Here is a 22,309-nt window from a genome sequence, read left to right as displayed (position 1 = left end):
AGACCGTCCCGGCGACGGCCACCTGCCGTCCCGGCGGTCGGCTGACGAGATCAGGAGAGACGCGTGAAGAAGATCATCCGTGTGGCCGCCCTCGGTGGAGCGGTCGCGCTCGCCCTCACGGCCTGTGGCAGCGCCCCCGAGGACACCGAGGAGACCGCCGGAGGCGGCGGCGACGCCGCCTCGGACTTCAAGGCCTGCATCGTCTCGGACGCGGGCGGCTTCGACGACAAGAGCTTCAACCAGCTCAGCTACGAGGGCACCAAGAAGGCCGCCGACGAGCTCGGCGCCGAGTTCGCCGAGGTCCAGTCCGACTCGTCGGCCGACTTCCCCGGCAACCTCCAGAGCCTCGTCTCGGAGAGCTGCAACACCATCGTCTCCGTCGGCTTCGCGCTCTCGGCCGACACGGTCGAGTCGGCGACGTCGAACCCCGACATCAGCTACGTCCTCGTCGACGACGCCGCGGACAACGACTTCGACGGCGAGAAGGACGCGGAGAACATCAAGCCGCTCCTCTACGACACGGCCCAGGCCGCGTTCCTCGCCGGCTACCTCTCCGCGGGCTACTCGGAGGCCGGCAAGGTCGGCACCTTCGGCGGCCAGCCCTACCCGACCGTCACGATCTTCATGGACGGCTTCAAGCAGGGCGTCGAGTACTACAACGCGCAGAAGGGCACGTCCGTCCAGGTCGTCGGCTACCAGGGTGGCGACCAGGGCTCGTTCACCGGTGGCTTCGAGGCCAACGACACCGCCAAGGAGGTCGCGGCCGGCATCATCGACCAGGGCGTCGACGTCCTGCTCCCCGTCGGTGGCCCGATCTACCAGTCCGCGATGGACGCCATCGCCGACTCGGGCCGTGACATCGCCCTGATCGGCGTCGACGCCGACTTCTACGAGACCGACCCGTCGACGCAGGACCTCGTCCTCACGTCGATCCTCAAGAAGATGGACGTCTCCACCTACGAGGCCGTGCTCGCCTCCGCCGAGGACGACTTCGACTTCGAGGCCTACGTCGGCACGCTCGAGAACGAGGGCGTCGGCCTGGCCCCGCTGCACAACTTCGAGGACAAGGTCGACCCGGCCCTCGTGGAGGAGGTCGACGCGCTGCGTCAGGCGATCATCGACGGCGAGGTCACGGTCACCTCGTACCTGTCCGAGTGACGACACCGCTGCGGGGAGGTCGCGACGACCTCCCCGCAGCGTGTTGCTGCGCCGAGACCGTCCGTCGCGCGAGGATCACGACATGAAGCTGGAGCTGCGTGGCATCACCAAGCGCTTCGGGGCGCTGGTGGCCAACGACCACATCGACCTCACCGTCGAGCCCGGGGAGATCCACTGCCTCCTCGGCGAGAACGGGGCCGGCAAGTCCACCCTGATGAACGTCCTGTACGGCCTGTACCAGGCGGACGAGGGCCAGATCCTGCTCGACGACGTCCCGCAGGCGTTCGCGGGGCCGGGCGACGCGATGGCCGCCGGTATCGGCATGGTGCACCAGCACTTCATGCTCATCCCGGTGTTCACGGTCGCCGAGAACGTCATGCTCGGGCACGAGCAGACCTCCTCCGGGGGGCGGCTGGACCTCGAGGCGGGCCGCGCGAAGGTGCGCGAGATCGCCGCCCGGTTCGGCTTCCACGTGGACCCCGACGCGCGCGTCGAGGACCTCCCGGTCGGCGTGCAGCAGCGCGTCGAGATCATCAAGGCGCTGTCGCGCGACGCCCGCGTGCTCGTGTTCGACGAGCCCACCGCGGTGCTCACGCCCCAGGAGACCGACGAGCTGATGGCGATCATGCGCCAGCTCAAGGAGTCCGGCGCCGCCATCGTCTTCATCACGCACAAGCTGCGCGAGGTCCGCGAGGTCGCGGACCGGATCACCGTCGTGCGCCGTGGCGCGGTCGTCGGCGAGGCCAGCCCCCAGGCGAGCGACGCCGAGCTCGCGTCGCTCATGGTCGGCCGCGCGGTCGAGCTGACCGTCCAGAAGGACGCGCCCCAGCACAGCGAGTCGCTGCTCGAGGTCACGGACCTGCAGGTCTCCGACTCCCGCGGCGCCGTGCTGGTCGACGACGTGAGCTTCCAGGTGCGCGGCGGCGAGGTGCTCGTCGTCGCGGGCGTGCAGGGCAACGGCCAGACCGAGCTCGCCGAGGCGCTCGGCGGTCTGCAGCCGAACGTCACCGGCTCGATCCGTCTGGACGGCGCCGAGCTCGTCGGGCGGCCGGTCCGCCAGGTGCTCGACGCCGGGGTCGGGTTCGTGCCGGAGGACCGCAACGAGGACGGCCTGGTCGGCTCGTTCTCCGTCGCCGAGAACCTCGTGCTCGACCGCACCGACGGGCCGCCGTTCGTGCGGCGCGGCGCGCTGCAGCTCAAGGCCCGCGACGCCTTCGCCCGCGAGAAGGTCGACGAGTTCGACATCCGCACGCAGGGCATCGACACGCCCGTCGGGCGGCTCTCGGGCGGCAACCAGCAGAAGGTCGTGCTGGCCCGTGAGCTGTCGCGCGACCTGCGGCTGCTCGTCGCGGCGCAGCCCACGCGCGGCGTCGACGTCGGCTCGATCGAGTTCATCCACAAGCGGATCGTCGAGACGCGTGACGCGGGGATCCCCGTGATCGTCGTGTCGACCGAGCTCGACGAGGCCGTGGCGCTCGGAGATCGGATCATGGTCATGTACCGAGGACGTGTCGTCGGGATCGTCCCCGCGACCACCCCGCGCGACGTGCTCGGCCTCATGATGGCCGGCATCGCGCCGCAGGACACGGCGGACGTCGCATGAGCGGCTCGACGCAGCAGCCCACGACGCCCGTCGTGACGGACGCCGGCGGCGACGACGCCGCGAAGCTCCCGGACACGCGCGACAACCGCTGGGGGGACGCGTTCCAGCGCGTCGTCTCGGGCGGGTGGGCGGTCTCGCTCGGCGCGGTCGTGCTGGCGGTGCTCGCCGGCTCGATCATGATCGCGTTCACGGACGAGGGCGTGCAGGAGGCGTCCAGCTACTTCTTCGCGCGGCCGGGCGACACGCTCGCGGCCATCGGCCAGGCGGTCGGCGGCGCCTACGCGGCCCTGTTCCGGGGCGCGGTGTACGACTTCCGCGCGGACGACTTCGCGACGGGCATCCGCCCGCTCACCCAGTCGCTCACCTACGCCACGCCGCTCATCGCGGCCGGTCTGGGCGTCGCGCTCGCGTTCCGCGCCGGCATGTTCAACATCGGCGGCCTCGGGCAGATGCTCGCGGCGGCCGCCGGCGCGGGCTGGGTCGGCTTCGCGTTCGACCTCCCGCCGGGCGTGCACCTCGTCGTCGCCCTCGTGGTCGGCATCCTCGCCGGTGCGCTGTGGGCCGGCATCGCGGGCCTGCTCAAGGCCACGACCGGCGCGCACGAGGTGATCGTCACGATCATGCTCAACTACGTCGCGTTCTACCTGCTGTCGTACCTGCTCGCGACCCCCGGGCTGCTGCAGGCGCCCGGCTCGGCGAACCCGAAGACGCCGCGCATGAAGGACACCGCGGTGCTGCCGGACCTGCTGGGGCCGCGGTACGCGCTGCACCTCGGGTTCCTGCTCGCGCTCGTGGCCGTCGTCGTCGTGTGGTGGTTGCTCAACCGGTCGAGCGCCGGGTTCGCGTTCCGCGCGATCGGCGAGAACCCGCACGCCGCGCGCGTCGCGGGCATCCACGTGCCGCGGACGACCGTCCTCGCGATGGTGACGTCGGGTGCGCTGATCGGCCTCGCCGGGTCGACGCAGGTGCTCGGGCTCATCACGACCGGGTTCGGCTCCGACATCGACGCCGGGATCGGGTTCGACGCGATCACCGTCGCCCTGCTCGGCGGCTCCAACCCCGTGGGCGTGCTGTTCGCGAGCCTCCTGTTCGGCGCGTTCAAGGCCGGTGGCTCCGCGATGCAGGCCTCGCAGCGGATCCCGATCGAGATCGTGCTCGTCGTGCAGTCGCTCATCGTGCTGTTCATCGCGGCGCCGCCGCTGGTGCGCGCGGTGTTCCGCCTGCCGCAGCCCGACCGCAAGCGGCCGCCCCGGAGACGACCGGACGCGGCGACGACGCAGGACACGGCCACGACGCAGGACACGACGACGGCGGTGGAGCGATGACGACCCTGGCCCCGGTCCCCGACCAGGCGGTGGTCGAGCACCGTCACGTCACCGTGGTGAGCTGGAAGGCCACCATCGGCTTCGGCATCGTCACGGTGCTGTTCGCGCTGCTGCTGCTCCTCGCCCCGCGCGCGGGCAACGCGGCGTTCCGCCTCGCGACCGAGGGCGACCTGTTCACGCTGCCCGACCTCTCCGTGCCCGGCATGGCCACCGCGTGGGTGTGCGTCGCGATCATGGCCGGCCTCGTCGGCGTCGTGGCGGCGCTGTCCGCCCGCGGCCGGAAGGTCCCGCTGTGGGTCCCGGTGCTGTTCGCCGTGGTGTTCCTGTTCGGCTTCCTCGCGTGGGCCGCCGCCGGCAGCGACCGCGACGTGCCGTTCGTGCGGCTCATCGGCGGCTCGGTGCTCCTGGCCGTGCCGATCGTGTTCGGGGCGCTCGGCGGCGTGATCGGCGAGCGCGCGGGCGTCGTGAACATCGCGATCGAGGGCCAGCTGCTCGCGGGTGCGTTCACCGCGGCCGTCGTCGGGTCGATCACGGACTCCCCGTGGCTCGGCCTGCTCGCCGCGATCGTCTCGGGTGTGCTCGTCGCCGCGGTGCTCGCGCTGTTCGCGATCAAGTACCGCGTCAACCAGGTGATCGTCGGCGTCGTGCTCAACGTCCTCGTCATCGGGCTCACGAGCTTCTTCTACTCGCAGGTGCTGGTGCCGAGCGCCGAGCAGCTCAACGACACGACCCGCTTCGACCGCATCGCGATCCCGGTGCTGTCGAAGATCCCCGTGATCGGACCGGCGCTGTTCAACCAGACCGTGGTCGTCTACCTCATGTACGTCGCGGTGCCCGCGGTGTGGTTCGCCTTGAGCCGGACCCGCTGGGGCCTGCGCGTGCGGGCCGTCGGCGAGCACCCGAAGGCCGCGGACACCGTCGGCATCAAGGTCGAGCGCACACGCTGGCGCGCGGTCCTCATCGCCGGCGGTGTCGCGGGCGTCGGCGGGGCGTTCTACACCGTCGTGTCCGTGTCGAGCTTCGGCAAGGAGATGACCGCGGGGGCCGGCTTCATCGCGCTGGCCGCCGTCATCTTCGGCAACTGGGACCCGATCCGTGCCGCGCTCGCCGCGCTGCTGTTCGGCTTCGCGTCGAACCTCGAGGGCGCGCTCAGCATCGTCGGGGCACCCGTACCCAGCCAGTTCATGCTCATGCTGCCGTACGTCGTGACGATCCTGGCGGTCGCCGGGCTCGTCGGCCGCTCGCGCGCGCCCGCGGCGGCCGGCCAGCCGTACGTCAAGGAGTGACCGCCGTGGAGATCGACTGGGAGGCGCTGCGCGCCGCGGCCACCGAGGCCATGCACCGGGCGTACGTGCCGTACTCGAAGTTCCCCGTGGGCGTCGCGGCGCTCGTCGACGACGGCCGCGTCGTCGTCGGCTGCAACGTCGAGAACGCGTCGTACGGCCTGACCCTGTGCGCCGAGTGCGCGCTCGTCTCCGGTCTGCACGTCTCGGGCGGGGGGCGGCTCGTCGCGTTCACGTGCGTCGACGGGCACGGGAACGTCCTCATGCCGTGCGGGCGCTGCCGGCAGCTGCTGTGGGAGCACGGCGGCGCGCGGCTGCTCGTCGAGACGGTGTCGGGCATCAAGCCGATGACCGAGGTCCTGCCGGACGCGTTCGGCCCGGAGGACCTGGAGACGCGGGCGTGACGCCGGAGGCCGCACCCGGAGTGCAGTGGACGGTGGGGGGCGCCGCAGGCGGCGCCCGCCGGGAACGGAACGCAGGGAAGGCCGACCGATGAGCACAGCAAGCGAGCCGTTCGACGCCGTCGACGTCATCGTCGCCAAGCGAGACGGGCGCAGGCTGACCGACGCGCAGATCGACTGGGTCGTCGACGCGTACACGCGCGGCGTCGTCGCGGACGAGCAGATGTCCTCGCTCGCGATGGCGATCCTGCTCAACGGCATGGACCGCGCGGAGATCGCGCGCTGGACGGCCGCGATGATCGCGAGCGGCGAGCGGCTCGACTTCTCGTCGCTGTCGCGCCCGACGTCCGACAAGCACTCGACGGGCGGCGTGGGCGACAAGATCACGCTGCCCCTCGCCCCGCTGGTCGCGGTGTTCGAGGTCGCGGTCCCGCAGCTGTCGGGCCGCGGCCTCGGCCACACGGGCGGGACGCTCGACAAGCTCGAGTCGATCCCCGGCTGGCGCGCGGCGCTCTCCAACGACGAGACCATGCGGCAGCTCGAGGACGTCGGCGCGGTCATCTGCCAGGCCGGCTCGGGCCTCGCCCCTGCCGACCGCAAGCTGTACGCGCTGCGCGACGTGACGGGCACGGTCGAGGCGATCCCGCTCATCGCGTCGTCGATCATGAGCAAGAAGATCGCCGAGGGCACGGGCTCGCTGGTCCTCGACGTCAAGGTCGGGTCGGGCGCGTTCATGAAGGACGAGGCCCGGGCGCGCGAGCTCGCGCAGACGATGGTCGAGCTCGGCACCGACGCGGGCGTCACGACGGTCGCGCTGCTCACCGACATGTCGACGCCGCTGGGCCTCACCGCGGGCAACGCGCTCGAGGTCCGCGAGTCGCTCGAGGTCCTGGCGGGCGGCGGCCCGGCCGACGTCGTCGAGCTCACGGTCGCGCTCGCGCGCGAGATGCTCGACGCCGCGGGACGCCCCGACGCCGACCCCGCCGCGGCGCTCGCCGACGGGCGGGCGATGGACGTGTGGCGGCGCATGATCGCGGCGCAGGGCGGCGACGTCGACGCGCCGCTGCCGGTCGCGCGCGAGACCGAGCAGGTCGTCGCCGAGACCGACGGCGTCGTGACGACCGTCGACGCGTACGCCGTCGGGATCGCCGCGTGGCGGCTCGGCGCAGGGCGGGCGCGCAAGGAGGACCCGGTGCAGGCGGGCGCGGGCGTCGAGCTGCACGTGCGCCCCGGCGACGAGGTCCGCGCCGGGCAGCCGCTGCTCACGCTGCACACCGACACCCCCGAGCGGTTCGGCCGCGCGCGCGAGGCGCTCGACGGCGGCCTCGTCGTCGCACCCGCGGGCACACGTGTGGAGCCGCGCCCGCTCGTGCTCGACCGCGTCACCGCCTGATCCCGCGCTGCTCCCGCCGTGACCGTGGCGGCGGGGGCGGTACCGGAGCACGATGGAGACGACCGCCGAGCGTGAGGGAGGACCGATGAGCACCGTCCCCGGCGACGAGACGTGGCGTGACGCGGGCCTGGAGCCCGTGGCTCCGGAGACGCCGCTGCGGCTGACCGACGACGCCACCGACGGGTCCGCCGACCCCGAGGAGTACCAGCCCGGGTTCCCCCGGGCCGACCGCGACGGCCGCGCGGACGAGGCCGACGTCGTCGAGCAGGACACCGAGGTGCCCGCCGACGACGACGAGCCGGGCGCCGCCGGGTGAGCGGCTGTCCCCAGCGTCGACCGCGGTGCCGGTGGCCTGACCTGGCACGTCGCGCGTGCGCCGGTACGGTGACGTCATGACGTCCCCCGACGCGCGCACCGCCGACGACGACGCGACGGCGGCGCTCGTCGCCCTCGTCCCCGGGCTGCCGAAGATCCTGCTGCACGACCACCTCGACGGCGGGCTGCGGCCCGCGACGATCGTCGAGCTGGCGGCGGAGGTGGGCCACGAGCTGCCGACGACCGACGCCGACGCGCTCGGGCGCTGGTTCGTCGAGTCCGCCGACTCGGGCAGCCTCGAGCGCTACCTCGAGACGTTCGAGCACACCGTGGCCGTCATGCAGACCGTCGACGGGCTGCGGCGGGTCGCGCGCGAGGCCGCGCTCGACCTCGCCGCCGACGGCGTCGTGTACGCCGAGTCGCGGTACGCGCCCGAGCAGCACCAGCGCGCCGGGCTGACGCTCGAGCAGGTCGTCGACGCCGTCCAGCAGGGCTTCGCCGAGGGCGTCGCCGAGGCCGCGGCGCAGGGGCGGACGATCCGCGTCGGGACGATCCTGTCGGCGATGCGCCAGGCGGACCGCGCGGACGAGATCGCGGCGCTCGCGATCGCCCGCAGCGGCGACGGCGTGGTCGGCTTCGACATCGCCGGGCCCGAGGAGGGCTTCCCGCCGTCGCGGCACGCGTCGGCGTTCCGCACGCTCGCCGACGCGCACGTCCCCGCGACCGTGCACGCGGGGGAGGGGTCCGGCCTCGAGTCGGTGGCGCAGGCGCTGCACGTCGCGCAGGCGTGCCGCCTCGGTCACGGCGCCCGGCTCGTCGAGGACATCGCGACCGACGACCTCGGCGACCGGCTGGGACCGCTCGCGCAGTGGGTGCGCGACCGTCGCGTCCCGCTCGAGCTCTGCCCGTCGTCGAACCTCCAGACCGGCATCGCCGCGACCGTCGCCGAGCACCCCGTGACGCGCCTCAAGCGCCTCGGCTTCAAGGTCACGGTCAACACCGACAACCGTCTGCAGTCCGGCACGACTCTCTCGCGCGAGCTCACGCTGCTCGTGCAGGAGGCCGGCTGGACGCTCGACGACCTGCAGGACGTGGCCGTGACCGCGGCCGCCTACGCGTTCGCCCACCACGACGAGCGCGACGCACTCATCGACACCGTGATCCGGCCGGCCTACGCGGCTGCCCGGGGAGGAAGGCACCGCGCATGACCACGACGCACGACGCCGCCGGGCTGGCCCGGCTCGTCGACCACACGCTCCTCAAGCCGGAGGCGACCGTCGCCGACGTGCAGGCCCTGGTCGAGGAGGCCGCCCGGCTCGGCGTGTACTCGATCTGCATCTCGCCGTCGTTCCTGCCGGTCGATACCTCCGCGGCGCCCGGGCTGCACGTCGCGACCGTGTGCGGGTTCCCGTCGGGCAAGCACCACAGCGACGTCAAGGCGGCCGAGGCCGCGCGTTCGGTGCGGGACGGCGCCGACGAGGTCGACATGGTCATCGACGTCGGCGCGGCGCGCGAGGGGCGGTACGACGCGGTCGAGGCCGACATCGCCGCGGTCCGTGCCGCGACGCCCGGCGACGTCGTGCTCAAGGTCATCATCGAGTCGGCGGCACTCACCGACGACCAGATCGTCGCGGTGTGCCAGGCGGCCGAGCGCGCGGGCGCGGACTTCGTGAAGACGTCGACGGGCTTCCACCCGGCGGGCGGCGCGACCGTGCACGCGGTCGCCCTCATGGCGCAGACCGTGGGCGGACGCCTCGGCGTGAAGGCGTCGGGCGGCATCCGCACGGCCGCCGATGCCGTCGCGATGGTCGACGCGGGCGCGACGCGCCTGGGCCTGTCCGGCACCGCCGCGGTCCTCGCCGGGCTCGAGGCCGACGCGGGGTACTGAGCGCGCACCCGCGCCCTCGGCCGGCCCTCGACCTGCCGCGAGCGCCGTGACCGGCGCGTCTCGCGTGTCCGGTGCGGCCGATTCACCCGGATGCGGGACCTCCGTCGATTGACTCCTGCCGCGCCGCCCCGGGACAGTGGGGCGGGCCGCGCGCTCCGGCGCGGTCGCGTCGCGCTGCCCGCGCGACGACCGACGGACGGGAGGACGCGCCGGGATGGCACGGATCCGACGCGCCGCGGTCGTCGCCGCCCTCGTCGTGCCGGTCCTCGCCGCTGGTGGAGTCGTCGCCGTCGCGCTCTCGCGCTCCGACGAGACGCCCCCGGTCGTCGTGCCCACGGGGTGGGAGCAGGCCTGGGAGGACGGCCACGTCCGCGAGGGTGACGCCGTCGTCCTCGCGTGGGGTGACCTGCCCGGAGCCGACCCGACGCACGCGACGCTCGACCTGCGCTTCGACCCCGCGCGGACCGTCGCCGCGCTCGACGAGCTGTACGGGACGACCGTCGAGGACCTCGCCGTCGCCGCACCCGACGGGGCGATCGCCGCGTCGAAGGTCGTGGTGGTGGTCGACGGCACGTGGACGCAGGGGCCCGGGTCGGGTCGCGAGCAGCCCGTGGCGCCCGCGCACGGCGGTCTGTCGGCCGGGACGCGTGCGGTGAGCGGTGCCGTCGACGGCGGTGTGGGCCTGGTCCGCGCGACGGTTCCGGCCCTCGCGGGCGGCGGCGGCTCCGAGGCGCCCGCGCCGTCCTGGGACCTCGCGCGCGGCTTCGCCGAGATGGTCCTCGACTTCGCCCGCAGCGAGTCGCCCGAGGGGAGCGTCGCGGGGGACTCCGCCGGGGCGTTCGCCGACGCCAGCGCCGCGTACCTGGCGACCATCGGCGCGGCGGAGGGGATCGGCGACCTCGCCGACCTGGTCCGCAGCCCCTCGGTGCCGTGGTCGAGCGCGCGGCTCGGGGACGGCGGGTGGCTGCTCCTGCAGTACCTCGCCGAGCGCGACGACGACCGCGTCGTGTCGCGCATCTGGCGTGGTGCCGACGGGACGCGCACCGCGCTCGAGGCCTACCGCGGCGTCGCGGGGCTCACCGAGTCCGCCCTCAACCGCCGGGTCGCCGAGTACGCGATGCGGACGGTCGCGTGGGACCTCGGCCCGTCCCGCGAGCTCGCGGACGCCGTCGCGGCGCTCGACCCGGTGCTGCTCGCGGGGCGCACGACTCCCGTCGAGGCGGTCCCGGACGACCCCGGTCACTACCGGGTGCCGGACGCGTTCGCGCCGTCCGACTACGGGTTCAACGTCGTCCGCCTCGAGCCCGAGCCCGGTGCGCGCACGGTCCACGTGCGGCTCCGTGGCAACAGCGCCGCGCCGGACGCCGGCTGGTCCGTCGGGTTCGTCGCGCTCGGCGGCGAGTCCCCCCGGTACAGCCCGGTGACGGAGGGCGACGACGCCGAGCTGCAGTTCTCGCTGCGCGACGGCGAGGGCGAGGTCTACCTCGTCGTGACGGGCACCCCCGCGCGCGCGCACGTGGTCGACTCGGCGAGCGGGTTCGGCGACGTGCCGCGCTACCCGTACGAGTTCCGGCTCGCCGGTGCGACGGTCGTCGACGAGTCGACCCAGCCCGCGGCGCCCGGCGGCCACCGGCACCCCAACGGCGGCGGCTGGGTCGACGACGCGGCCCGCGTGGACGCGACCGCCTACGTGGGCCCGCACGCGGTGGTCCGCGGCGACGCGCGCGTGACCGGGTCGGCGCGGGTCGAGGGACGTGCGTGGGTCGAGCCGGGCGCGGTCGTCGGCGGGGACGCGGTCGTGAAGGACATGGCCGTCGTGCGCTCGTCGGCGCGCCTGTCCGGCTCGGTCGTCGTGGGCGGGGACGCGGTGGTGTCCTTCTCGTGCGACGCGGGCGGCTACGTCGCGTACGAGCCCGCCCGCACGTGCGACGGGCAGCCCGCGGGCGCCGACGTCAACGTCGCCCCCACGCCGCTGCCCGCCGACGCCCTCGTCTTCGCGGACCCGCAGCTCGCGCCACCGCAGCCCGCCGTCACCGCGACGGCCGAGCCCGAGCCCGGTCCGTCGTCCTCGCCGTCGCAGCAGCCGACCCAGCAGGCCTCGCGCCCTCCCGTGCCGCCGGCCGGGGGCGGAGGCGCTGGCACGGGGACGCCGGCGCCGCCGCCCGCGAACGGCGGCGGGACGGACGGCGGCGTGGCACCCCCCGAGCCCGTGACCGCCGGCGGCTGCTCCGCGACGTACCGCGTGACCACCACGTGGGAGAGCGAGGGGCGTGCCTGGTACCAGGCGGAGCTCGTCGTCACCGCCGGGTCGGCAGGCGTCAGCGGGTGGGCCGTGTCGTGGACCCTGCCCGCGGGCAAGAACGTGACGGCGGTGTGGAACGCGCAGCTCGGCACGTCCGGCTCCGCCGTCACCGCCGAGAACATGTCGTACAACGGCACGCTCCGCGCGGGTGAGACCGCGACGTTCGGCCTGCAAGGAACCGCGCCGTCACCCGACGTCGCCCGGGCGGTGCATCCCGTCGCCTGCACGCAGACGCGCTGACGCGCGCACGAGGCGTCCGTCAGCGGCCCGAGCGCGTCGGCGCCGGTCGGCGCTAGAGCCCGAGCACCGAGCGGACGTCGGCCGCAACCGCGTCGAGCCGGGCACGCGCCGCGTGCCGCGCATGCCCGACGGCGTCGTCGTCCGCCCCCGCCGGGACGGGCTCGACGACCTCGAGGTAGCACTTGACCTTGGGCTCGGTGCCGCTGGGCCGCACGACGACACGCGTCCCGTCGGCCGTGAGGAGCCGCAGCCCCTCGGTCGGCGGCAGGCCGTCCCGGTCGTCGTCGGTGCCGGCGGCGAGGTCGACCACGGACGTGACCCGGACCCCGGCGATGTGCTGCGGCGGCGCCTCGCGCAGGCGCTGCACGGTCGCGGCGATGTCCGCGAGGTCCGCGAACCGCGCCGACACCTGGTCGGTGAGGTGGAGGCCGTGCGTGCGCGCGAGGTCGTCGAGCGCGCCGACGAGGGTGCGACCCTGCGCCTTGAGCGAGGCCGCGAGCCCGGCGACGGTGAGCGCGGCCGAGATGCCGTCCTTGTCGCGCACGTGCGCGGGGTCGACGCAGTACCCGAGCGCCTCCTCGTACCCGAACACCAGGCCGTCGACGCGCGAGATCCACTTGAAGCCCGTGAGCGTCTGGGCGTGGCGCAGACCCGCGCTGGTGGCGATCTCACCGAGCAGGCGCGACGAGACGATCGAGCTCGCGAGGACCGCGTGGTCGGTCCCCGCGGCCGTCGCCCGGCGCGCGGCCAGGTCGCCGAGCAGCGCACCCGTCTCGTCGCCGTGCAGCATGCGCCAGCCCTCGGCGCCCGCGGTGTCGGGGCCGCGGTAGGAACGCGTCCGCAGGTCCTGGACCGCGACGGCGCACCGGTCGGCGTCCGGGTCGAGCGCGAGCACGAGGTCCGCGTTCTCGTCGCCGGCCAGGCCGATCGCGAGGTCGATCGCGCCGGGCTCCTCGGGGTTGGGGAACGCGACGGACGGGAAGTCCGGGTCGGGGAACTCCTGCTCCGGCACGACGAGCACGTCCGTGAACCCCGCCGCGGCGAGCACGCGCTGCGCGACCTTCCCGCCGACGCCGTGCAGCGGCGTGAGGACGATGCGCAGCTTCTTGGCGGCCGCACGGGCCTCCGGCGACCGGTCCGCGAGGCCCACCACCGCGCCGACGTAGGCGTCGAGCACCTCGGGCCCGAGCACGGTCCAGCCGTGGTCGGCGCGCGGGACCGAGGCGACCGACGGCACGCGCGCGATCTCGGCGGCGATCGCGGTGTCGGTCGGCGGCACGATCTGGGCGCCCTGGCCGCCGTCCGTGACGACGCGACCGCCGAGGTAGACCTTGTAGCCGTTGTCCTGGGGCGGGTTGTGGGACGCGGTCACCATGATCCCGGCGTCGGCCTCGAGGTGGCGCACCGCGAACGCGAGCACGGGCGTCGGGAGTTCCTCGGGCAGCAGCAGGACCTCGATGCCCACCGCCGTCAGCACGCCCGCGGTGTCGAGCGCGAACTGCCGCGAGTTGTGGCGCGCGTCGTACCCGACGGCCACGCGCGGCGGCGGGGTCACACCGTCGAGCTCGCCCAGCAGGAAGTCCGCGATGCCCGACGCGGCGCGGATGACGACCGCGCGGTTCATCCGGTGCGGACCGCCCGCGAGGCGCCCGCGCAGCCCGGCCGTGCCGAACTGCAGCAGCCCCTGGAAGCGGTCGGCCAGCTCGTTGCGCGCCACGCGTCGGGCGTCGAGCGCCTGCCGCTGCGTCGGGTCGGGCTCCTGCCCCGGGGCGAGCCCCACGGGCCCGGTCCGGGCCGTCGTCAGCAGGTCGCGCAGCTCCTGCGCCGTCCGCGGGTCAGGGTCGTCGTCGATCCACGCCTGCACCTGCGCCTCGAGGTCCGCCCACACCACGTCGCCGGTCATGGGGCCAACGTACTGAAAGCGTCGCGGAAGGTCCCGCCGAAGGTCCCGGTGGCGCGGCGGGCACGTGTGCCGAGGCTCCTGACGTGCGCGGAAGCCCGCAGCCGGGATCCGGTGGCCGCGGGCGTCCGTCGTCGTGCGGGGTCGTGCGGGGTCGTGCGAGGTTCGTGCGAGGCCGGCGTCAGACGCGCCGGACGACCTCCGCGAGCAGCGCGCTGATCCGCGGGCCTGCGGCCGCACCGGCCTCGAGGACCTCGGCGTGCGACAGCGGCTGGTCGCTGATGCCCGCGCCGAAGTTCGTCACGAGGGACACGCCCAGGATCTCCAGGCCCGCCTGACGGGCCGCGATCGCCTCGAGCGTCGTCGACATCCCGACCAGGTCCCCGCCGATCCGCCCCGCCATCGCGACCTCGGCGGGCGTCTCGTAGTGCGGGCCGCGGAACTGCACGTACACGCCCTCGTCGAGCGACGGGTCGACCGTGCGGGCCACGTCGCGCAGCCGTGCCGAGTACAGGTCGGTGAGGTCGACGAACGTCGCGCCCTCGAGCGGCGACGTCGCCGTGAGGTTGATGTGGTCCTTGATGAGGACGGGCGTGCCCGGACCCCACGCCGGGTTGAGCCCGCCGCAGCCGTTGGTCAGGACCAGCACCGACGCGCCCGCGGCGGCCGCGGTCCGGACGCCGTGCACCACGCGTCGCACGCCCCGGCCCTCGTACAGGTGGGTGCGCGAGCCGAGCACGAGCGCGTGCCGGGGGGCGTCGTCGGGCGAGCCCGCGATGCGGATCGAACGGATCGTGCCGACGTGGCCGACGACCGCCGCCGCGCTGAACCCGGGCACCTCGGTGCTCGGCAGCTCGGCGACCGTCTCGCCCAGCAGGTCCGCCGCGCCGCCCCAGCCCGAGCCGAGCACGAGCGCCACGTCGTGCTTCGCGACACCGGTCGCGCTCGCGAGGTGGGCGGCGGCCGCACGGGCCACCTCGAACGGGTCGGTCGCGGGGTCGTCGAGGTCGGGCACGTCGGTGAGGTCGCTCATGCTCGAAGGCTAGCCCGCACCGACGGCTCCGACGCAGGACGCCGCGAGCGGGGCGGGCAGGCAGAATGGGCACCCGTGAGCACCCCGTCGCAGGACACCGACCGTTCCCGAGCGCCCCGCGTCGTCGTCGTCGGCGGCGGACCCGGCGGCTACGAGGCCGCGCTCGTCGCACGCCGCCTGGGCGCCGACGTCACCGTCGTCGAGCGGGCGGGCCTGGGTGGTGCCGCGGTGCTGACCGACGTCGTGCCGTCGAAGACGCTCATCGCCACCGCGGAGTGGATGACGATCGCGGACCGCGCGCCCGAGCTCGGCATCCGCCTCGACGGGATCAGCACCCCGGGCTCGATCGCCGAGTCGGGCGTCGGCTCGCTCGTGCGGCACAGCATCGACCTCGCCGCGGTCAACGCGCGCGTCAAGGCGCTCGCGGCCGCGCAGTCCGCCGACATCCGCGCGCGACTGGACCGCGAGGGCGTCCGGACCGTCCTCGGCCACGGCCGGCTCGACGGCCCGTCGCGCGTCGTCGCGACGTCGGCCGACGGTGAGGAGCAGGTCCTCGACGCCGACGTCGTGCTCGTCTCGACCGGCGCGACGCCGCGCGTCCTGCCCGAGGCCGTGCCCGACGGCGAGCGCATCCTCACGTGGACGCAGCTGTACGACCTGCAGGAGCTGCCCGAGAAGCTCGTCGTCGTCGGGTCCGGCGTGACGGGTGCCGAGTTCGCCGGCGCGTACACGTCGCTCGGCGCGGACGTGACGCTCGTGTCGTCGCGCGACCGCGTCCTGCCCGGAGAGGACGCCGACGCCGCCCAGGTGCTCGAGGACGTCTTCAAGGCGCGCGGCATGACCGTGCTGTCGCGCTCGCGCGCCGCGGGGGCGCGGCGCGTCGGCGACCGGGTCGAGGTCTCGCTCGCCGACGGGCGCGTCATCGAGGCGTCGCACGTGCTGTTCGCCGTCGGCTCGATCCCGACCACCGCGGGGCTCGGGCTCGAGGAGGCGGGCGTGCGCCTCACGCCGTCGGGGCACATCGAGGTCGACAAGGTGTCCCGGACGTCCGTGCGCGGCGTCTACGCGGCCGGCGACGTGACCGGGGTCTTCCCGCTCGCGTCCGTCGCGGCGACGCAGGGGCGCATCGCGATGTCGCACGCGCTCGGCGACGCCGTGAAGCCGCTGTCGGTGCGCGGGGTGTCGGCGAACATCTTCACCGCGCCCGAGATCGCGACCGTCGGCTCGTCCGAGGCACGCCTCGCCGAGCTCGGCGTGCACTACACCGTCAGCACGCTGCCGCTCGCCCGGAACCCGCGCGCGAAGATGCTGGGCGTGCGCGACGGGTTCGTGAAGATCTTCGCCGCCGAGGGGACGGGCACGATCCTGGGCGCGGTCGTCGTCGGCCCGCGTGCGAGCGAGTCGATCTTCCCGCTCACGCTCGCCGTCACCCACCGCCTCACCGCCGACCAGGTCGCCGACGCGTCGACGGTGTACCCGTCGATGTCGGGGACGATCGGCGAGGTCGCGCGCATGCTCCACCACCGTTCCGCGGACTGAGGCCGGAGCGCAGCGGACGGTGCGGGTCGCGCAGCGGCACGCGCCGGGAGCGGAGCGCAGGGCTCGGGCCGCTTAGGTGCGGACTGAGCCCGGAGCGCGGCCGGCCCGTCAGGGCGTGAACGTGGCCGTCACCGGGAGGTGGTCGGAGAGCGTCGACGTGCCCACGGTCGCGGCGGTGAACGTCACGCCCTGACCGAGCACCCAGTCGATGCGGTGCCCGGGGTCGGTGCTCGGCTCGGTGAGCGCGTCGGGGTCGCCCGCCTCGTCGACCGCGCTGACCCACCCGGCGTCCGTGAGGAGGTCGAGCTCGGGCGAGCCCGGCTCGGCGTTGAGGTCGCCCGCGAGGATCGCGGCCCCGGAGACGGGCTCGGCGGCGAGCAGCGCGTCGAGCTGGTCGAGGCGGGTCGGGGTGTTGGACGCGCGGTGCTGCAGGTGCACGGAGGTGACCCGCACCGAGGTCCCGGACGCGGTCGTCACCGTCGCGGACAGCGCCGACCGCTGCTGCGGTCCGTCCCCGTAGGGGAGCGGGTGCACGGCCACGTCGGTGAGACCCGAGCGCGCGAGCACGGCGTTGCCGAACTGCCGGTCCGCGGCCGGGGCGAAGCGGATCGTCATGTCGAGCCGGTGCGCGAGCCAGGTCGCCATATCGGCGCCCCCGCCGAAGACCCAGCCGCGCTCGAGCTCCTGCAGCGTGACGACGTCGGGGTCAAGGGCCTCGATCGTCCGGGCGATCCCCTCGAGGTCGACCGCGGTCAGCGGGGACACCCCGTAGTGCAGGTTCCAGTCGACGACGGTGAGCGGCCCGTCGGCGGCCGCCGTGGGGACGGTCGCGCCGGTGGTGCTCCAGCCGCGGTGTCCGGCGAGGACGCCCACGACGGCGAGCACGACCCCCGGGATCAGCAGCAGGCGCGCGGCGTTGACCCGAGCGGGGACCTTCTCGTCGTCGAGCGGCGGTTCGTCGACCTGCGCGGCGACCTCGGGCGTGCGGCGCCGCAGCCCCGCGAGACCCACGACCGCAGCCGCGAGGACCACGACCCACGCGTTGTCGATCGGCAGCGGCACGTCGTAGTCGAGCATGTAGAGCAGGAGCGGCAGCACGACCCCGAGCCCGGCCGCGCCCGTGCTGATCGCGGTCCGCGGGATCCCGGGCGGCGCCGGGCGGCGGGTGCTGAGGACGGTCGCGACGACGAGGCCGGCGACGACCTGCGTCCCGGCGAGCGCCACGAGGGCCACCGGGCCGGACGTCCAGAGGCTCACGCCCGTGCCGACCGCGAGGAGCGCGGCGGCACCGACCCGGACGGCGGCAGGCCACACGTCGGGGCGCAGCAGCGGCCACGCGCCGAGCGCGGAGGCGCCGAGCAGCACGAGGCCCGCGACGTCGAGCGGCACGTCGGCCTGCGACGCCGCGAACGCCGGGTTGGCGAGCAGCATCACGGTGACGGCGAGGAACGGCCCGAGCGCCCACAGGCGGCGGGGGCGGCCGGTCGGCTCGGGGGAGGCGTCCGGGCCGACGAGCCCGCGCGTCACGAGGAACGGCGCGATCGCGACCGCCAGGGCGACGACCCACCCGACGGCTCCCGACCGCCAGACGGCGTCCCACGTGCCGAGCAGCAGCTGGAGGCCCACGGAGAGCCCGGACCCGACGAGGAGACCGGTCGCGGCCTGGCGGGCCCCGCCGCTGCGGCCGGCGACGTGCGCGACGCCGAGCGTCAGCACCGCGACCGTGACGGCCACCCAGACCAGCCCGGTGATGTCGAGCGCGAGCCCGTCGAGCGCCTGCACGACGAGCCGCAGGAGGGCCAGGACGCCCGCACCTGCGAGGACCGTGCGCGCGTCCGGCGTGCCCGACGTGCGGCGACGGGCGAGCAGCAGCGCGGAGGCCACGATCCCCGCGCCCGCGTACGTCGCGACGGCCGCGCCGCCCGCGGCGACGGTGCCGACCGCGAACCACCGGTCGAGCATCGGGCCGCTCGCGCGGACGGCCTCCAGCGCGGCGAGCGTGAGCGCCGCGACGAGCCACACGCGCGTCGGGGTGCCGGCGTCCGGCGGCGTCGTGCTGCGCCCGCTCGCCGCCGACGTCGGGCTGCCGGCGGCGGCGGTGGGGTCGACATCGGGGGCGCTGCCGGCGGGGGTCGAGGTGCGGCTGCCGCCGGGAGGGGTGGTCACGCGCCGCACGGTACCCGTCCCGGGGCGCCGGAGACCGCCGACGGGCGGAGCGCCCGCCGTGGGGGCGTTCGTCAGGCGAAGAGCGCCGAGCCGATGAACGGGCTGTCGTCCGTGGTCACCGGCGTGCCGTCGGCGCCGAGCACGAGCGACCCGTCGGGGACGCCCGGCGGGACGGCGAACAGGCCCGACCCGGTGTGCTGCAGGTACTCCATGAGCCCGTCCTGCGCCGACAGCCGGTTCTGCATGGGCACGTAGTGCGTGCGGGGGTCCCGGACGAAGGCGAGGAAGAACAGGCCGGCGTCGAGTCGGCCGAGCGCGTCGTTGCCGTCGGTGAAGTTGTAGCCCCGGCGCAGCATGCGCACGCCGTCGTTCTGGTCGGGGTGCGCGAGGCGGACGTGGCTGTTCGTCGCGATCAGCGGCGCGTCACCGCGGCCCGTCGCCGCGAAGTCGGGCTCGGTGAACTCGGTGCCGCCCGACAGCGGCGCGCCCTCGCCCTTGGTGCGGCCGACGAGCGTCTCCTGCTCGCGCAGCGACGTGCGGTCCCACGTCTCGATGATCATCCGGATGCGCCGCGCGACAAGGTACGTGCCGCCCGTCAGCCAGGCCGAGTCGACGCCGCCGCCCGCGTCGTCCCGCGCGGCCTGCTCGGGGACCCAGACGTGCGCGTCGAGGGCGTCGTCCTCCTCGGCCTTGACGTTCGCCGTGCCGTCCTTGAAGCCGAACAGGTTGCGCGGGGTGCGCTGCGCGGTGCTCGTCGACGACGTGCGCCCGTAGCCGAGCTGCGTCCACCGGATCGCGGCCGCACCGAACGCGGCGCGGGACAGGTTGCGGATCGCGTGCACGGCGACCTGCGGGTCGTCCGCGCACGCCTGCACCACGAGGTCGCCGTCGCTGCGCGCCGGGTCGAGCGCGTCGCCGGGGAAGTGCGGCAGCTCGACGAGCCCACCGGGCAGCCGGTCGGCGAGCCGGAACCGGTCGGTGCCGGGCGTGCCGTCGGGCGCGGGGGTGCCGACGAACAGGGAGCGTCCGAAGCCGAACGTGAGCGTGAGCCCGGCGGGCGGCAGGTCCGCGACCTCACCGGTGTCGTCCGGCGGGGCGTCGTACGGCCCGGACGCCGGGCCGAACGGCCCCGCGGACAGGCCCTGCGTGAGCCTGGCCGCGGTCGTGGTCCAGCGACGGAGCAGCGCGACGAGCTCGTCGCGCGAGTCCGTCGTGACGTCGAACGCCGCGAGGTACAGGCGGTCCTGCGCGGGCGTCACGATCCCCGCCTGGTGCACCCCCGTGAACGGGAAGGTGCCCGGGGCCCCGCTTGCGGTCGGTGCGGTCGCGGCGGCCGTCGTCGCGCGTGCGGCACCGAAGCCGGCCGCCGCGGCGACCGCCGCGACGCCGCCGCCCAGCCCGAGCAGCGCGCGCCGGGAGAGCCCCTCGGACCGCGGCGCAGAGGCGTCGGGCGCGACCGGGTCGGGCGTGGTCTCGGGGGCGTCGGTCATCGGTCCTCAGGCCCCGGTGACCGTCGTGGTGAGGCGCGACAGCGGCTCGGACAGCGCGTCGACCGCGGCGGCGAGGTCCTTGACCTGGTCCTCGGTCAGCTGGTCGTACGGCGTGAAGCCCGTCTCGACGCTGCCCTGCGCGGCCAGCAGGTCCTGCAGCTCGGCGAACCGCTCGTCGAGCTGGTCGGCCAGGTCGGCGTCCCGCTCCTGCACGACGTCCGCGAGCACCTCGTAGGCGACGCGCGCACCGTCCACGTTGGCCTGGAAGTCCCACAGGTCGGTGTGCGACCAGATCTCCTCCTCGCCCGTGACCTTGCCCGTCGCGACCTCGTCGAGCAGCTCCTTCGCGCCGTTCGCGATCTGGAAGGCCTCGAAGGTGAAGTCCGGGTCGGTGACCTGCTCCTGGAGCTTCGCGGTGTTGGCGACGATGTCGTCGGCGGCGGCCTGGCGCTGCTCCGGCGTGAGCGGCGTGTACGCGACGCCGCCGTTCGCGTCGGGCGTCGGCTGCCACAGGTCCTTCTCGACGAGGTGCCAGCCCGTCCACGTGGCGCCGTCCTCGAGGTCGGCCTCGCGCAGGTCGAGCAGCGGGTCCAGGTCGCCGAACGACTCGGCCACGGGCTCGACGCGCTCCCAGTGCACGCGGGTCGCGGCGTACAGGTCGCGCGCGGTCGCGTCGTCGCCCGCGGCGTACGCGTCGGCGAACTCCTGCGTGCCCGCGACGAGCGCGCCCACCTGGTCCTTGACGTAGGCGACGTACGACGCCTCCGCGGCGGAGAGCTGCTCGGCGGTGTCACCCGTCGGGCCGGTGTCGGCGCCCGAGTCTGTCACGGTGAACTTCGCGCGGATGCCGTCGCCGACCATGCCCGGCTTGCACGCCGTCCAGTAGGTGCCGGGGCGTGCCTGGACGACGAGGTCGCGGCTCAGGCCCGGGCCGATGTTCTCGACCTCGGAGACCACGCGCAGCCCGTCCTCGCCGAGCAGGTAGAACTCGGTGACGTCCTGGCCGTCGTTCGTGACCGTGAACGTGAGCGTGCCGGACGCGGCCTCCGTGGTGGACACGTCGCACGCGTCGGCGGTCGACGAGACCGTGATCGCGCCCGCGGCGGTCGCGTCGTCGGCCGGCGCGTCGTTCGGGACGCACGCGGCGGCGAGCGGCAGGACGAACGTGGCGGCCAGGGTGAGCGCGGCGGTGGGCCGGTGGGACATCGGGCTCCTCGAGCAGGCGGGGTCCACGCGGGTCGGGACCGTGGAGGGGTCGGTGCGCGGGCCGGTCAGCCGGCGGCGGGCGACGCGGCGGTTGCGGCGGTGGTGGCGACCGCGGGCGTCGGGGACGGTGCGGGCGGGGTCGGGCGCGACGGGCGCCCCCACGTGGTGCGGACGAAGAACCACATCGTCGGCACGACGAACGCGACCCAGGCGATCGCCTCGACCTTGGTGGTCGCGGGGGAGAAGTTGAGGACGCCCTTGAGCAGCGTGCCGTACCAGCTGGCCGGCGGGATCGTCGCGGAGACGTCGAACGCGAGGTCGTGCAGGCCGGGGAGGATGCCGGCCTCCTGCAGGTCGTGGACGCCGTACGACAGCACCCCGGCGGCGACGAGCACGAGGAACGCACCGGTCCAGGCGAAGAAGCGGCGGAGGTCGACGCGCACGGCGCCGCGGTAGAGCAGCCACCCGACCAGCACGGCGGTCGCGAGGCCCAGCGCCGCGCCGAGCAGCGGCGTGACGTCGCCGTCCGAGCCGGCCGTGGCCTGCGCACCCGCCCAGAGGAACAGCGCGGTCTCGAGCCCCTCGCGGCCCACGGCGAGCAGCGCCATGACGACGACCGCCCGCTTGCCGGCCTCGACCGCGTCGTCGAGCCTGTGCTGCAGGTCCGCCTTGAGGTGCCGCGCGGTGCGCGCCATCCAGAAGATCATCCAGGTGATGAGCCCGACGGCGAGGATCGAGAGCGTGCCGCCGATGGCCTCCTGCGCCTCGAACGACAGCCCCGACGGGCCGAACGTGAGCAGCGCGCCGAAGCCGAGCGACACGGCGACGGCGACGCCGACCCCGGTCCACAGCGCGGGCAGCAGGTGCCGGCGGTCGGTACGGACGAGGTAGGCGACGAGGATGCTGACGACGAGGGCGGCTTCGAGGCCCTCGCGCAGGCCGATCAGGTAGTTCGCGACCATGATGCTTCCCGGGAGGGGGACGGTGAGGTGAGGCTCACCTCACCGGGGCGCGACGATACTCCCGTCCGGATCGTCCCCGCGACGCCTGTCCGCGCCGTGTGCTGT

General features: G+C 74.8%; 17 protein-coding genes. 11 read left to right on the top strand and 6 right to left on the bottom strand.

Translation table 11 applies throughout. The features are described from left to right. Positions 1 to 63 precede the first annotated feature (63 nt). The 10 genes from OMK64_RS00155 to OMK64_RS00110 all read left to right on the top strand — a co-directional run bounded on the left by OMK64_RS00155 (position 64) and on the right by OMK64_RS00110 (position 11,908). Positions 64 to 1,158: a BMP family lipoprotein gene (locus OMK64_RS00155; RefSeq protein WP_272725938.1), complete on the top strand. Its 1,095-nt coding sequence runs from the start codon at positions 64 to 66 to the stop codon at positions 1,156 to 1,158. 82 nt (positions 1,159 to 1,240) lie between these two features. Then, the gene (locus OMK64_RS00150; RefSeq protein ID WP_272725937.1) at positions 1,241 to 2,761 is read left to right on the top strand and encodes an ABC transporter ATP-binding protein; all 1,521 of its coding nucleotides are present in this window, start codon (positions 1,241 to 1,243) and stop codon (positions 2,759 to 2,761) included. Then, positions 2,758 to 4,086 (top strand): ABC transporter permease, encoded by a 1,329-nt coding sequence (locus OMK64_RS00145; protein WP_272725936.1) that lies wholly within the window; start codon positions 2,758 to 2,760, stop codon positions 4,084 to 4,086. The genes OMK64_RS00150 and OMK64_RS00145 overlap by 4 nt, the downstream gene beginning before the upstream one ends. Beyond that, positions 4,083 to 5,372 (top strand): ABC transporter permease, encoded by a 1,290-nt coding sequence (locus OMK64_RS00140; RefSeq protein ID WP_272725935.1) that lies wholly within the window; start codon positions 4,083 to 4,085, stop codon positions 5,370 to 5,372. The genes OMK64_RS00145 and OMK64_RS00140 overlap by 4 nt, the downstream gene beginning before the upstream one ends. A 5-nt stretch (positions 5,373 to 5,377) precedes the next feature. Then, on the top strand, positions 5,378 to 5,773 hold the full coding sequence (locus tag OMK64_RS00135) for a cytidine deaminase (protein ID WP_272725934.1): 396 nt from the start codon (positions 5,378 to 5,380) through the stop codon (positions 5,771 to 5,773). Positions 5,774 to 5,861: 88 nt separating this feature from the next. Beyond that, the gene (locus OMK64_RS00130; protein WP_272725933.1) at positions 5,862 to 7,163 is read left to right on the top strand and encodes a thymidine phosphorylase; all 1,302 of its coding nucleotides are present in this window, start codon (positions 5,862 to 5,864) and stop codon (positions 7,161 to 7,163) included. Between the two features lie 85 nt (positions 7,164 to 7,248). After that, positions 7,249 to 7,479: a hypothetical protein gene (locus OMK64_RS00125; RefSeq protein WP_272725932.1), complete on the top strand. Its 231-nt coding sequence runs from the start codon at positions 7,249 to 7,251 to the stop codon at positions 7,477 to 7,479. 76 nt (positions 7,480 to 7,555) lie between these two features. Then, positions 7,556 to 8,686, top strand: coding sequence for an adenosine deaminase (locus tag OMK64_RS00120; RefSeq protein WP_272725931.1), 1,131 nt, complete (start codon positions 7,556 to 7,558; stop codon positions 8,684 to 8,686). Beyond that, a complete protein-coding gene (gene deoC / locus OMK64_RS00115; protein WP_218051813.1) occupies positions 8,683 to 9,366 on the top strand; it encodes a deoxyribose-phosphate aldolase in 684 nt (227 codons plus the stop codon). The genes OMK64_RS00120 and deoC overlap by 4 nt, the downstream gene beginning before the upstream one ends. 214 nt (positions 9,367 to 9,580) lie before the next feature. Then, positions 9,581 to 11,908 (top strand): DUF6055 domain-containing protein, encoded by a 2,328-nt coding sequence (locus OMK64_RS00110; protein WP_272725930.1) that lies wholly within the window; start codon positions 9,581 to 9,583, stop codon positions 11,906 to 11,908. Positions 11,909 to 11,960: 52 nt separating this feature from the next. Here OMK64_RS00110 and OMK64_RS00105 read toward each other — a convergent pair whose 3' ends face one another. Together OMK64_RS00105 and OMK64_RS00100 are read right to left on the bottom strand one after the other, a co-directional pair. Further along, the gene (locus tag OMK64_RS00105; RefSeq protein ID WP_272725929.1) at positions 11,961 to 13,811 is read right to left on the bottom strand and encodes a phospho-sugar mutase; all 1,851 of its coding nucleotides are present in this window, start codon (positions 13,809 to 13,811) and stop codon (positions 11,961 to 11,963) included. A gap of 178 nt (positions 13,812 to 13,989) precedes the next feature. Then, positions 13,990 to 14,841, bottom strand: coding sequence for a purine-nucleoside phosphorylase (locus OMK64_RS00100; protein ID WP_272725928.1), 852 nt, complete (start codon positions 14,839 to 14,841; stop codon positions 13,990 to 13,992). Positions 14,842 to 14,916: 75 nt separating this feature from the next. On the opposite strand from OMK64_RS00100, the gene OMK64_RS00095 reads away from it, so the two are divergent. Beyond that, complete coding sequence (locus OMK64_RS00095) at positions 14,917 to 16,380, top strand: NAD(P)H-quinone dehydrogenase (RefSeq protein WP_272725927.1); 1,464 nt, start codon at positions 14,917 to 14,919, stop codon at positions 16,378 to 16,380. A 108-nt stretch (positions 16,381 to 16,488) separates the two neighbouring features. Here the strand turns inward: OMK64_RS00095 and OMK64_RS20965 are convergent, their stop codons facing one another. The 4 genes from OMK64_RS20965 to efeU form a co-directional block, all read right to left on the bottom strand. Next, positions 16,489 to 18,546 carry an endonuclease/exonuclease/phosphatase family protein gene (locus OMK64_RS20965; protein WP_272725926.1) on the bottom strand — a complete coding sequence of 686 codons (2,058 nt, stop codon included), beginning with the start codon at positions 18,544 to 18,546 and terminating at the stop codon, positions 16,489 to 16,491. Positions 18,547 to 18,617: 71 nt separating this feature from the next. Further along, a complete protein-coding gene (gene efeB / locus OMK64_RS00085; protein ID WP_272725925.1) occupies positions 18,618 to 20,036 on the bottom strand; it encodes an iron uptake transporter deferrochelatase/peroxidase subunit in 1,419 nt (472 codons plus the stop codon). A gap of 6 nt (positions 20,037 to 20,042) precedes the next feature. Next, positions 20,043 to 21,242: an iron uptake system protein EfeO gene (gene efeO / locus OMK64_RS00080; protein WP_272725924.1), complete on the bottom strand. Its 1,200-nt coding sequence runs from the start codon at positions 21,240 to 21,242 to the stop codon at positions 20,043 to 20,045. A gap of 65 nt (positions 21,243 to 21,307) precedes the next feature. Next, positions 21,308 to 22,204: an iron uptake transporter permease EfeU gene (efeU, locus tag OMK64_RS00075; protein WP_272725923.1), complete on the bottom strand. Its 897-nt coding sequence runs from the start codon at positions 22,202 to 22,204 to the stop codon at positions 21,308 to 21,310. Positions 22,205 to 22,309 lie beyond the last annotated feature (105 nt).

The organism is Cellulomonas fimi, from assembly GCF_028527925.1.
Classification (GTDB): domain Bacteria; phylum Actinomycetota; class Actinomycetes; order Actinomycetales; family Cellulomonadaceae; genus Cellulomonas; species Cellulomonas fimi_C.
This window is presented reverse-complemented; position numbering and strand designations above follow the sequence as displayed.

Excerpts from the sequence above, each read along its gene's own strand:
- OMK64_RS00100 (WP_272725928.1), bottom strand. The coding sequence starts at position 14,841 with ATGAGCGACCTCACCGACGTGCCCGACCTCGACGACCCCGCGACCGAC.
- deoC (WP_218051813.1), top strand. The coding sequence starts at position 8,683 with ATGACCACGACGCACGACGCCGCCGGGCTGGCCCGGCTCGTCGACCAC.
- OMK64_RS00140 (WP_272725935.1), top strand. The coding sequence starts at position 4,083 with ATGACGACCCTGGCCCCGGTCCCCGACCAGGCGGTGGTCGAGCACCGT.
- OMK64_RS00120 (WP_272725931.1), top strand. The coding sequence starts at position 7,556 with ATGACGTCCCCCGACGCGCGCACCGCCGACGACGACGCGACGGCGGCG.
- OMK64_RS00105 (WP_272725929.1), bottom strand. The coding sequence starts at position 13,811 with ATGACCGGCGACGTGGTGTGGGCGGACCTCGAGGCGCAGGTGCAGGCG.
- efeU (WP_272725923.1), bottom strand. The coding sequence starts at position 22,204 with ATGGTCGCGAACTACCTGATCGGCCTGCGCGAGGGCCTCGAAGCCGCC.
- OMK64_RS00125 (WP_272725932.1), top strand. The coding sequence starts at position 7,249 with ATGAGCACCGTCCCCGGCGACGAGACGTGGCGTGACGCGGGCCTGGAG.
- OMK64_RS00150 (WP_272725937.1), top strand. The coding sequence starts at position 1,241 with ATGAAGCTGGAGCTGCGTGGCATCACCAAGCGCTTCGGGGCGCTGGTG.
- efeB (WP_272725925.1), bottom strand. The coding sequence starts at position 20,036 with ATGACCGACGCCCCCGAGACCACGCCCGACCCGGTCGCGCCCGACGCC.
- efeO (WP_272725924.1), bottom strand. The coding sequence starts at position 21,242 with ATGTCCCACCGGCCCACCGCCGCGCTCACCCTGGCCGCCACGTTCGTC.
- OMK64_RS00145 (WP_272725936.1), top strand. The coding sequence starts at position 2,758 with ATGAGCGGCTCGACGCAGCAGCCCACGACGCCCGTCGTGACGGACGCC.
- OMK64_RS00110 (WP_272725930.1), top strand. The coding sequence starts at position 9,581 with ATGGCACGGATCCGACGCGCCGCGGTCGTCGCCGCCCTCGTCGTGCCG.
- OMK64_RS00130 (WP_272725933.1), top strand. The coding sequence starts at position 5,862 with ATGAGCACAGCAAGCGAGCCGTTCGACGCCGTCGACGTCATCGTCGCC.